Raw genomic sequence first — 11,485 nt, forward strand, 5'->3', positions numbered from 1 at the left:
ATGGGTACGATCAAATATATCAGCAAAACCATAACTGAAAATGCAGAAAGTATTAAATGGTTTGCCACCAATGGCGACATTAATTTAAATGCATCAAAAGAGGTGATGCTTCAGAGCAGGGATAAGATTAAGTATGATCGGTATGAGCCTGTTAAAAATAAACACATGAAGTAGAAGAAATTATAACAGGGTTGCCAAGAGATAGTTTAATTTATAATAATATATACGATTTCGAAGTAATAAAATTTAAAGGTGATGTTTTGCCAAAAGATGAAAGATCTATAAAATGGAAACTAGAGTTCATTTACGATGGAAATCATTACAACGAAATCTTGCCTGTGTAGGAAAAATTATAAAGCTAAAATCTAATCTTTTAGAAATGTGTGGAAGGGGATTTACCTTAACGGCCTACATTTCTGATGCAGGTAATGGAGGTAAATATTATGGATGGCAGCATAATTTCCATTTTCTCTCTTTATTGCATTGAGCAAAGTAAAGGCTTCGAAGAGAGAAAAAATATGAATTCAACAGTAATTGAATTATCAAACAAAGAAACAATATGAGTAAAATTCAATACAAATCTTTAAATAAACCTTTAAGCATGCTTGGTAAGATAGAAATTGCAGAGAAAACAGCGCTTAAAGGTGAGGATTTTATTAATTTCTTTAGTGTAGAAATTTTTCCACACAAAACTTCAGCTTGGTATGGAAATCAGAGTATAGAAATTATACGCAAACCAATTCCATCCGGTGCTTTACTAACTAACAATGCAGATGTATTTGCACGTCAGGTTTCGGCAACATTAAATCAGTTAACCTTAAAACTGGGTTTAAACGGGGTACCTGTTACCATCGAAAAACAAAATGAACTCTGGCAAAGGTGGCTGAATATTAGGAGTAATTTAGCCAATACTTTTACAGGTAACTGGGTTGAACCGGCCCTGGCGGAAATCGATAAAAAAATATTGCCAGGCAAAACATTCACACATTATATCATGCAAGACCTGTTTCTGAACGAGTATTTCAGGAATATTTATGATGCTTCTTTTACAGGTAACGCTTTTTATAGCAAAAGAACTGTGCATGGCTTGTGCCCCTTCCCTATCCAGTTTAACGAAAAATGGTTGCTTCATACTTCTGCCACTGAGCAATCGATTAATTTTTCAGGTAAGTGGGATAAAATTGCTGATCAGTCAGGTTTTAAAGAGTGGCTTAAAAATAAAACTGATGATCGCCTCGGCGAAATCCGTGTTGAAGGACAATATCAGCTAGATCCTGTTACGGGTTGGTGTAATGCATTGGAAAGCTGCTATTCCTTAACCACAAACAGTTATAAAAAGACGCTTAAAATTACTTTAACCACCAATTAAATATAACCAAAATGGATTGGAGCACAGATCCTGAGCCAGTTAATGCTAAAGATAATATCACAGCTCTTGATGCTGCCGATACCCTAAAGGGGGCAGGTCAGCCTGCCGTGCAGGATCCTGACCGTTCCATCCCGAATACAGAAATTACCGAGATTTTGGCCTGCCATGGTGCAAAATGCACGTGCGATCAGGCTTTTGATCCTTCTTACAAACCATTAAAAGTACTCAGCCATAATAAATATATAATCAACGATAACGGTGAAACCAAACTGATCGCCACCACTTTAGAAAATAAACTGCTCAACCTCAACTTCGGCCAGTGTAAAGTACCGGATCCGGGAAAACCCGTGCCCTGTACGGCCAAACTGCAATGGAAAGATTATTACGAAAAAGTAGAGCTCCCCAACGGGGCTTATGTGCTAACCAATAAAAGCACCGCAATATGTACAGCAAAAGGCGGAAACATAAAAATTGTTCAGCATGGCCAACAGGTTAATATCACTCCCCGCGAACTCGAAAACGCCAGTGCAGGCAGCTGGGTAGCTGATGGCCCCTTGCTTACCGAGGAGTTTATGTACACCAGTGCGGTGGCAAAAAACAACGACGAAGACGGTGCGGCCGTAAAGTCAATTGCCCCGCTAACTTATGGCAAGCTGCAACCGCTCAATAGCCCTGTTACTTTCAGGGCAGAGTTTTACGGACAGCCCGGCGATGCCGAAAAGCAGGGCGTAAACTGGGTAATTTACGATACAAACGGCGAGCCCATGCAATTGCGGAGCGATGCCGGCGAAACCATCACCATTACCTTCAAAAAAGCAGGAATATACCTCATTGAGGCCTATGGCAAGGCTAATAGTGATAAAAAAGTAACCAGGGCTTATACCATCAAGGAAAACACGATCGAAACGGTAACCACGGTAGACGGAAAAACCAAAGTGAGGGTACAGGTACCTGTAACATTCAGGTTGAAAAGCCTTTTCCCTGGCCTGGCCGTACCCGGCGATATCAGTACCATTAGCTGGGAAGTGACCAAAACAGGTGGTGTCGGGGTGCCTGCCCTTTTAACCCCAACAGGGAACATTACCCAGGTCATCTGTAATGATGAATGCACTTACGTGGTATCGGCCTGTTTTAACGGTGTCCCAAAACAATCAGAGCAGATCCATGCCCTGAGGAATGGGATTACATCGGTGATTGCCTCTGTTGAAAGTACGAGGATAAAAGAACAGGTCATATTTAGCGTAAAAGACCATTTTAAAGTTTTACCTGCCCTGCCCGAAGAAAGTACTGCGGTAAAATGGACATGTAAAAACGATGAAGGAAAACCTGTTGTAGCATTTGAAACCAAAACAGGCGAAACGGTAAGCCATCAATTTGAAGAACCAGGCGAATACACCGTACAGGCATACCTGTTACAGCCAGGTGCCAAGGTAGCGGTTAAAATAACCGTCGCCCAGCCCGCGCTTATCCTCGCACAATGGGAATACCCCGAAGGTGGCAGAAAAATAAAAACGGGTTGGGAAGAAAAAAACCACGCTTATCTTAAATTCAAAGCGGCAGAGGGCATTACCGTTAACCTGGAGTACGGTTATATCGATGGTAATGGCAATGCAAGGGCCATGCACGTCATCAATGGCTTCAAGGTGCCCCAAAACCAGGTACCCGATACCGCAAAATATCCTTTTGTACCACACGCAGCCCAATATTCAAAACTGTTAAAAGCAGGAACAGAATTTTATTTCAAGGTACATGCTGCCGATAAAAAATATGAAATTTTAAACGGGGATATCCCCCAGCCGTTGCAAAAACTAAAATTGGTTACAGGTGAAGAAATTGTAAGCATTGAATTTTTAACCGATGGCAAAGCAGTTATACAGGCCTTATACGGCAGTAAAATGCAATGCCGAATCCGCACCCGGAACCTGAGCGCAGAAAACATCTCAGTAAAAATATACCGTAAAGAAAGCCGGCTGGGACTGGATAACCTCAGAAACGATACTCTTGTACACCATAAAGAATATCCATTAAACCCTGACGGTACAGTTGAATTTGATTTCACCCTGGACAAAAGCTGGGAGAAAAGTTACAGCGAAAAGCTGCACCGATTTTATGCCGTGATCGGAGAAATGGAGTTTTTTGGCATCAGTAACACCCTGATGGCCTTTAAGAATGATGTGCCCGCCAATGGTGGCAAAGCACTGGTGGGGATTGGAAGGCAGGAAGGGCATAATACTGGCAGCTGCCCGAGGTGCAATAAGGATATTACCCCGGCAGAACTGAAGCAGGTATTCACGGACGCAGATAATGAGACACTCACAACTGTTGCCAATACCTACAACAAATATATGGCAGAACTTGGCATGAATACCTGCTGGGTAAAAGCACATTTCTTTGCCCAGATCAGGGTCGAATCTAGCACTAAACTGCATTTAAAAAGCGGGGAGAGTATGAACTATAGTGCCGACACTTTGATTAATGGCAACTTAAATAAAAAAACCGGTAAGCGCGACAGTCCACCATTTTCTTATTTCACCAAACATCATGATGATGCTTATAAATATGGCCGGACCAAAGACCATGCGGCGAATCAAAAGATGATCGCCAACTTAGCCTACGCCGATAAAAACAGAAGTGTAGATAATAGGGTCGGTAATATCCAAGAAGGTGATGGCTGGAATTTTAGGGGTAAAGGCCTGATCCAGCTTACAGGAAGGGAAAATTATACCAAAGCAAATGCCTATACTTTAAAATATGAAAAAACAGATATCCTTAAAAATTCAGACATCGTATCTAAGGATATTAAGATAGCTGTGCTTACCTCCATGGCCTTTTTTAAATGGAAGGGGTTGATTGCGCTTAGTAATGGCCTTTATAAAAATAAAAAAGTGTCAGAACAGGTCGGAAATAAAGTTGGGAATAGCTATGTAGAAAAACAAAATGCTTTGGACAATTACACTTCAAAAATATTCAAAGTTATTGAATGCGATTGGAAAGCAGTCGATATAAAAGATGATAAACAAAGAGCTCCATGGATGAAAATTGCAATTTCGGAAGCAAAAAATTATGGTGGCAAAAAAGAAAATATAATTGGGGATAGAATCAAACTCTATCATAAAGAAGGAGGTAATTTAGAAGGAGGATATAGAACTTCATGGTGTGCCTCGTTTGTCAATTGGTGTATATTAAAATCTAATTATAAAATATATGCCTCAGCCTCTTCACAGAGCTTTTTATCAAGTAAAAGAGTAGAAAAATGTGAGATTTTTTATGGGGCTATTGCTGTGTTTACAGATTGTGATGTTAGTGGAAAAACACTGACGAGCGAAGATGGATTCACTCACGGTCATGTTGCATTTGTTTATGGAAAACTTCCAAATAATGAATATTGTATTTTGGGTGGAAATCAAGGCGATCAATTAAAAGTTTCAAATTATGATTGTAGTGGAAAAATATTTTATAGCTATACGCAAAAGGATGGAACGAAAGTTTACAAACGATTCAGAGGCTTCTATAAGCCAAAAGGCTACTCATTAAAAACAATAGATAGTCTAAAAGACAATTATGCAAAACTTAGCGATGCTAACACGAAAACAATCAACAAATCAATTAAAGAGAATAAAAACGGCGAAAAAACACAATAAAATTATTAAAATGAAATTAAAATTAGTATTAGGCTTAATAATTATCACAACTCTTTTCTCTTGCAGAAATGCTAAAGAAAAAGATGATGCCAATTTAAAAAAAGATAGTATGATCACAAAAATTTTAACTCATCAATTAGAAGATGGCCCTAAATCGGATTATAATGATATTAAATATAATATACATGATTTTGAGGCAACAATTTATATATTAAGAAAAAAACTAGAACAAAATAATTTCAAATTTATTGATAAAGCATTATTCGCAGAAAAAATCAAACTATATTTTAATAGAACGATTGACACTGGTAATACTGATAAATATCTTTATTTAAACTTTTTAGATCAATGTAATAAAACATTACATTATTATCCTAATGATCATTTTTTGATAGAAGGAAGCTTTATATTAAAAAACGAAAGTTTTATAACAAATATGTATGCTATTCCTGAAATCCTAGATTACCAAAAAGATTATCCTCAATTAAATTTTGTCGAAGAAAAACCGAGATTTATTTATGATGCAATTGAAAAAGAAAAAATAGAGATTGATCGCTGGAAAGACTTACATGATCTTCCAAAAGAACGCGAAAAAAACATATTATCTCTTGTCCATCGTAATAAGTACCTATTTAATGAAAGCAAGTCTAGCTTAACATGGCTACTTTTTAATGATCAAACTTTTTTAAAAAACTTACTTATTGTTTTTGGATACGATAAAGAACCAAAAATAAATAAAATGGTTTTAGATTCTATTTATAAAGAAAATACTAAAAAAAATATAATATATGGAGAAGTTATTTCTAGCTTATTTTTTGCTAAGGACTGTAATAATAAACTAGAAATAAGGGCTAATTTGCTAAAATATGTTGAAGAAAATACTAGTCCAACAGATAACCATTTTATCTATGCATTAGGAAGTTTCATAAGTACATTATATGACGGAGATGAATATGAAATCTTCGACGAAGACCCCTCTAAAAAATTCACCGATGTAGAAAAAGCAGAAATTGTAGCCAACATTGCTAATATCGAAAACCCTGCTATAGAAAAATACAAATCTCCTGCATCATCTGATGTATGGAATCTTCCGGGTTCTTCATTATACAACCTTTCTGTTTCGCACCCTGAAGTAATTAAAATAATAGAACAGCATAATTATTTCGGCCTGCCTAAAATGAAAGAGATAATAGCCAAGTTACAGGAAGAGGCGCCACCAAAAGGTGCAGATCCGGAATAATAGAAATTTGAGATACACGTAGAAGAGGATAATTGCCCCAATAAATATCACATGTTATTGGCCTGATAATTTGCAAACACAGAGGCATTACAAATTTGCCAATGCCAAAAAGCCCATCCACGCTAAACCCGGTAGCAACGGAAATCCTTTTTATTGGCAAGGTATCTCCAATTATTACCCATATAGCCTGTTGCGCAATATTTCCAATAAAAAGATTGGAGTATATAACGGGACTAAAGCACCCACGAAGGTATGAACGCCCATTTTCAAATTAGACTCCCCGAGTCTGCTTTAGAAACACCTTACAATACTATGCCGTCAGATTACCCTCTAAATTAATGAAACTGTCAAAAGAAAACTCACGGTTAAGCAACAAGACGATATTAATTAAATATTAAGTTAACAATTTATTAATATCTTTAGGCGCTAACCAAACCTTCAGAATTCCTTCAGAATTGGAACTTACCTTCGCCCAATACTTATACAATTGTGGCAGGTAAGCTAAAAACTTTTGGATTCGACCTTATAATGAGCATTAAACAACAAACAAACAAATTACTGAATAACAGATTTGGTCCAGTTTTTTTAGTTACCGCACTGTTATGCAGTATATCTTTACTCACCAGGCTGGCTTTACTGGTTTATAGTGCCTCATCTGTTGATTGGTCGGTACTTAACCTGATTAAAATTTTCGCTATCGGCCTCTTTTACGATCTTGCTGCAGCATCTTTTGCAGTAATACCCATTGTAATTTATTTATGGTTGCTGCCTTCTAAATGGTATAACCGTAAATTCAGCAGGGCATTGTTGTTTATTTATTTCTTTTTTGTTGTTTTCAGTCTTATTTTCAATGCCATTTCTGAGTGGTTTTTTTGGGAAGAATTTTCGGTGCGTTATAACTTTATAGCGGTCGATTATTTAGTGTACACTACAGAAGTGATCGGAAATATCCGCCAATCGTACCCCATAAATAGCATTATGCTGGCTTTGGTGTTGCTGACGGCCGCAGTTATTTACCTTTTAAGGCCATATATAACTGCATCAACCACTGCAAAAAGCAGTTTTGGTAAACGAACAAAAATTGCTTTGATCCTTTTATGCCTGCCTGTTTTTACCTATTTCTGCGTAAGCCATAAATTAAAATACCTGAGCAAAAACCAATATGTAAACGAGCTTTCGGGCAATGGGATGTACGATTTTGGTTTCGCATTTTGGAATAACCAGCTCGATTACAACACTTTTTATAAAACGTTGCCCATTAAAAGGGCCGGATCTATTTTGAACCATTTACTTCAGCAGGATACCAGCCTGGCATTCAAAAATACTTCGAGAAAAATTGCTAACGCGGGTGCTGAAAATAAGATGAACGTAGTACTCATCAGTGTTGAGAGTTTAAGCGCCGAGTTTCTGGGTACTTTTGGCAATACGCAGCACATTACCCCGCAGCTCGATTCGCTGGCCAAAGAAGGATTGCTTTTTAATAATTTATACGCCTCGGGCACGCGGACGGTACGTGGTTTGGAAGCACTTTCGCTTTGCATCCCTCCCACGCCCGGACAATCGATTGTTAAACGTCCGGATAATAAAAACCTGTTTACTTTGGGTAGTATCTTCCGATCTAAAGGTTATAACAGCAGGTTTATTTATGGCGGTTATGGCTATTTTGATAACATGAACGAATTTTTCTCTAACAATGGTTATGAAGTAACCGACAGAAGTTCGTTACAGGATTCGGAAATTCATTATTCTAATATCTGGGGCGTGGCCGATGAAGACCTGTTTACCTTGTCGTTACGCGAACTGGATAAAGACTATAAAAACAACAAGCCGTTTTTTGCACAGATTATGACGGTTTCGAACCACCGCCCTTACACTTATCCTGAAGGGCGGATTGATATTCCATCGCATACCGGCAGAGAAGGCGCCGTAAAATATACCGATTATGCCATTGGGAAATTTATCAGAGAAGCAAAGCAAAAACCCTGGTTTTCGAATACCCTTTTTGTTATTGTAGCCGATCATTGTGCATCCAGTGCAGGTAAAGTAGAGCTACCGGTTGATAAATACCATATTCCAATGATCTTTTATAGTCCCGGGCACATTGCACCGGGTAAATTTGAGAAACTTACCGCACAGATTGATATTGGCCCTACTATTCTGGGTTATCTGAATTTTAGTTACGACAGTAAATTTTTCGGCCAGGATGTTTTTAAAGTAAAAGACGGCGATGAAAGGGCCTTTATCAGTACCTACCAAAGTTTGGGCTACATTAAAAACGATAAACTGGTAATCCTCGATCCGAATAAAAAGGCAGTTACTTACAAACCTAATTTTACTACGGGAAGTGCAGTAACATTGCCGGCAGATGAGCAACTGATTAACGAGGCGATATCGAATTACCAAATGGCTTCATACTTATACCAGAAAGGTTTGTACGGTTTCGAATCTAAAAAGAGATAACTGCCTGAACAGAAACCTATAGAAATTACAAACGATATACTATTTACTTAATTCCAGCTGATTATTCCACTCTTTCAATAATTCGGGGTGTTTTAACAATTCTTCTTCACTTAAATCGGTTTCCAGTTCGCTTAATTTAAAATCGATGGTATCGGTTATTACGCTGCTGATGTTTAATAAATGGTCTATTTCGGGATCGATCAGGTATTCTAAAAGTTCGAACACTGCACAACCGGCATTCAAGGCGTAAGTTCCCGATGGATCGGTAAATTCTTCGGTATCAGGTAAAACTTCTTCCAATTCGGTTAAAAGTTGATTTACCTTTTCTTCATTCACACCATCCAGCACTGAATCCTTAATATATTGAATAGATTCTTTCAATATTTCAGGATTTCCCCACTTAAATTCATTGTAAAAATCGATGTAATCAGGTAAAAGCCTTTCGCAGATATCCAGTCCAAAGCCAATTAACCTACCTTGAGGTAAAACCGTTAATTGCTGACTTAAACGCTCGTAAAACCGGGTAGAATCCATATGATATTATTTTAGCAAACCGATTGACCTTTTAGCAATTAAAATCATTAAGAAAAACATTCCTCAATATTTAAATACATCAATGGCCAGGGCACAAAGATATGCGTAATTTTTACAGGCACAATTTTATTGCAATTAAACGATTTGCCTGCACGATGTTTCTCTTACATTTGCTTACGTATGCAATTACCGCCGCATCATTTACTCCAGGGACTGGTTAAACACTATCTGATTATTGATCAAAAAGTCAGCGTGGCACAATCCTACCGCATGTTTTCGGATGGTAATCCAGGAATCGTTTTTCATTTAAAAGATCCGTTTTTACAGTGGAATAACGAAAATTCTGCAGTCATTAAACAACCCCGGAATTTTGTTTATGGGCAACTGAGCCATTATAACACCATAGTTACCCAAGGTGATTTAAAGATGATTGTTGTGGTGCTTGAACCCTATGCTTTATTTACCCATTTCCATACGGCGGCATATGAGTTAAATGATGAAACGGTACCTTTGGCCATTTTTTTTGGACAGGAAGCCCGTGATGTTGAAGAACAAATTACCACTGCCACATCGCCCGTTGAAGCCATCGCAATTATTGAGCGCTTTTTAATCAAGCGGTTAACTGCACAAAGAAATTTAAGTGCCGGTTTTAACAGGGCCATGCGTTGCATTTACCAGCACCATGGCTTAATCAGTATCGAAGATTTACTCCAAACAATCCCCATAACCGAAAGGCAGCTGGAACGTAAATTCTGCGAGCATGTGGGTACCTCGCCTAAAAAATTTGCTGATATTATTAAGCTGCAGCACTTTCTTAAATTACTTCAAAAACAACCCGATAAGGAGAAAATAGCCGATTTGATTTATATTTCGGGCTATTACGACCATGCCCACCTGAACCGTAATTTTAAAAAGATGACTGGTTTTACCCCAATCTATTATAAAAAGACGCCGCAAATGCTGGCCATAAATCTGATGCAGGTATAAGCGGTTGATTGTCGGTTTTGTACAAATTTTTCATTATTGAGCTGATTAGTTTTGATCAGTTAAAATACTAAAAATGAAAAATTTTAAAATAGCTACCGCTCAGTTCGAAAACCGCAGTGGCGACAAGGCATATAACCTTTCGGTAATTGAAAAGCTTGCCAAAGAAGCCTCAGCTCAGGGTGCACAGGCAATTGCCTTCCACGAATGTTCAATAACCGGTTACACTTTTGCCAGGCACCTTTCTAAAGCGCAGATGCTCCAACTGGCAGAAATTATACCTCAGGGATCAAGCATTATCCGCTTAACCGAAATCGCCAAAGAATTTAACATCGCCATTCTGGCCGGACTATTTGAAAAAGATGAAAACGATAACCTTTTTAAAGCCTATGTTTGTGTTGACGGGAATGGACTGATTGCCAAACACCGAAAGCTGCATCCCTTTATCAACCCACATCTTTTACCTGGCAATGCTTTTACGGTATTTGATTTATATGGCTGGAAATGCGGCATACTGATCTGTTATGACAATAACATTATTGAAAATGTAAGGGCAACCACGCTGCTGGGCGCACAAATTATTTTTATGCCGCATGTAACCATGTGCACGCCATCTACCCGCCCGGGTGCAGGCTTTGTAGATGCTAAACTTTGGGAAAATAAAAAAGCGAACAGCGTTATTTTACGTACAGAATTCGATGGCCTTAAAGGCCGCCAGTGGTTAATGAAATGGTTGCCTGCCCGGGCCTACGATAATGGAATTTACGCTGTTTTCGCCAACCCCATTGGCATGGATGATGATCAGCTTAAAAACGGATGTTCGATGATTATTGATCCTTTTGGAGATGTAATTGCCGAGTGCAGGTCTTTAGGAAATGAATTTGTAATTGCTGAATTAAGTTCCAACAAGCTTACCGATGCGGGAGGATACCGGTATATCCAGGCCAGGAAACCAGATTTATATCAGGCTATACTTGGTAAGCCACACGAAAGCAATCAACAGGTTGCATGGCTTAAGAAGAAAACGATCTGATTGGCAGGATAAATTGAGGTTGTAAATCCATCTGCCGAATTATTCATTACAGAACAACCCTATATTTTATGCTATTAAACAAAAAAGCCTCACATTTTAGACTGAACCCAAAAAGTTGGACAAAGTTAAAAAATTAATTAGACTGATGAGCTCGATATTTTATCGGGCTCATCCCGTTTAAATTGAGTCTGATTCTGTCGTTATTATAATAGTGAATATATTCT

General features: G+C 38.2%; 9 protein-coding genes. 7 read left to right on the forward strand and 2 right to left on the reverse strand.

Annotated elements, in window-relative coordinates; genetic code table 11:
- From ABD769_RS22555 to ABD769_RS22575, 5 genes are all read left to right on the forward strand, one after another.
- Positions 1 to 174, forward strand: coding sequence for a hypothetical protein (locus ABD769_RS22555; protein ID WP_344853618.1), 174 nt, complete (start codon positions 1 to 3; stop codon positions 172 to 174).
- A gap of 385 nt (positions 175 to 559) precedes the next feature.
- Positions 560 to 1,369, forward strand: coding sequence for a hypothetical protein (locus ABD769_RS22560; protein WP_344853619.1), 810 nt, complete (start codon positions 560 to 562; stop codon positions 1,367 to 1,369).
- An 11-nt stretch (positions 1,370 to 1,380) separates the two neighbouring features.
- A complete protein-coding gene (locus ABD769_RS22565) occupies positions 1,381 to 5,010 on the forward strand; it encodes a PAAR-like protein (protein ID WP_344853620.1) in 3,630 nt (1,209 codons plus the stop codon).
- A gap of 10 nt (positions 5,011 to 5,020) precedes the next feature.
- Complete coding sequence (locus ABD769_RS22570; RefSeq protein WP_344853621.1) at positions 5,021 to 6,250, forward strand: hypothetical protein; 1,230 nt, start codon at positions 5,021 to 5,023, stop codon at positions 6,248 to 6,250.
- 528 nt (positions 6,251 to 6,778) lie between these two features.
- A complete protein-coding gene (locus ABD769_RS22575; RefSeq protein WP_344853622.1) occupies positions 6,779 to 8,710 on the forward strand; it encodes an LTA synthase family protein in 1,932 nt (643 codons plus the stop codon).
- Between the two features lie 39 nt (positions 8,711 to 8,749).
- Here the strand turns inward: ABD769_RS22575 and ABD769_RS22580 are convergent, their stop codons facing one another.
- The gene (locus ABD769_RS22580; RefSeq protein WP_344853623.1) at positions 8,750 to 9,244 is read right to left on the reverse strand and encodes a DUF416 family protein; all 495 of its coding nucleotides are present in this window, start codon (positions 9,242 to 9,244) and stop codon (positions 8,750 to 8,752) included.
- Between the two features lie 180 nt (positions 9,245 to 9,424).
- Between ABD769_RS22580 and ABD769_RS22585 the strand changes: the two genes are divergently transcribed.
- Both ABD769_RS22585 and ABD769_RS22590 read left to right on the forward strand, forming a co-directional pair.
- Positions 9,425 to 10,231 (forward strand): DUF6597 domain-containing transcriptional factor, encoded by an 807-nt coding sequence (locus ABD769_RS22585; protein WP_344853624.1) that lies wholly within the window; start codon positions 9,425 to 9,427, stop codon positions 10,229 to 10,231.
- Positions 10,232 to 10,304: 73 nt separating this feature from the next.
- The gene (locus ABD769_RS22590) at positions 10,305 to 11,261 is read left to right on the forward strand and encodes a nitrilase family protein (RefSeq protein ID WP_344853625.1); all 957 of its coding nucleotides are present in this window, start codon (positions 10,305 to 10,307) and stop codon (positions 11,259 to 11,261) included.
- A gap of 133 nt (positions 11,262 to 11,394) precedes the next feature.
- Here the strand turns inward: ABD769_RS22590 and ABD769_RS25030 are convergent, their stop codons facing one another.
- A complete protein-coding gene (locus ABD769_RS25030) occupies positions 11,395 to 11,478 on the reverse strand; it encodes an IS3 family transposase (RefSeq protein WP_425568871.1) in 84 nt (27 codons plus the stop codon).
- Positions 11,479 to 11,485 lie beyond the last annotated feature (7 nt).

The organism is Pedobacter jeongneungensis, from assembly GCF_039538295.1.
Lineage (GTDB): Bacteria > Bacteroidota > Bacteroidia > Sphingobacteriales > Sphingobacteriaceae > Pedobacter > Pedobacter jeongneungensis.